This is a genomic window from Rhodococcus sp. BS-15 (assembly GCF_000813105.1).
Classification (GTDB): domain Bacteria; phylum Actinomycetota; class Actinomycetes; order Mycobacteriales; family Mycobacteriaceae; genus Rhodococcoides.
Genome location: NZ_BAOX01000611.1, coordinates 1 through 732, shown reverse-complemented (window position 1 = coordinate 732; position 732 = coordinate 1). Strand labels below are relative to the sequence as shown.

Below are 732 nucleotides of genomic sequence, written 5' to 3'. Positions count from 1 at the left end.
CTGGTGGCCGAGGACGCGGCAGCCGGGGCACGCAGCTGGTGGGTGGCCGGGCATCGTTCGGCCGAGCCTGCACATTCACTTGCGTTGCGGCACTTGCGTCTCGAACCGATCGTGGAGCTGGAGATGCGTCTCGGCGAAGGCTCGGGTGCGTTGGCGGCGTTGCCTCTGGTTCGTGCGGGCGTCGGCACCTTGAATTCGATGGCCACCTTCGCCGACTCCGGTGTCAGTACCGGCGACAGCGAAACCCACAGCAGCATCGAAGCCCGCAGCACCATCGAAGAGCACTGACGGTGCGCAGGCGAGCCGATTCACTGGTGCTCGCGTTCTCCTGGCTGACCGTGCTGCCCGTGCGCGGCCCCGAGGACGTCGACAGGGACTCCGCCGGCCGGGCGATCGCTTTCACTCCGCTCGTCGGCCTCACCCTCGGTGGTATCTCCGCCGCACTGCTGTGGGTGTCGATCGCGGCCGGACTGTCGCCACTGCTCGGCGGACTGATCGCCGTCGGCGCCTCGGCATTGCTCACTCGGGGTATGCATCTCGACGGCTTGGCCGATACCGCAGACGGACTGGGCTGTTACGGACCTCCCGAGCGCGCGCGAGAAGTCATGAAGTCCGGCAGTGCCGGGCCGTTCGGAGTTGCGACCATCGCACTCGTTCTGGCAGTTCAGGCCGCGAGCCTGGGCCAGCTCGCGCACCAGCAGCTGTGGTGGGCCATCGCGGTCGTCCCGGTCG

General features: G+C 68.3%; 2 protein-coding genes. Both read left to right on the top strand.

All coding sequences use genetic code 11. The annotated features are described in order from the left end of the window. Nucleotides 1-288: nicotinate-nucleotide--dimethylbenzimidazole phosphoribosyltransferase (locus tag RHBS_RS28260; protein WP_187298687.1), on the top strand; the 288-nt coding region annotated here is incomplete at its 5' end. A 2-nt stretch (nt 289-290) separates the two neighbouring features. Further along, on the top strand, nt 291-732 hold a 442-nt coding region (locus RHBS_RS28255), incomplete at its 3' end, for an adenosylcobinamide-GDP ribazoletransferase (protein WP_145977673.1).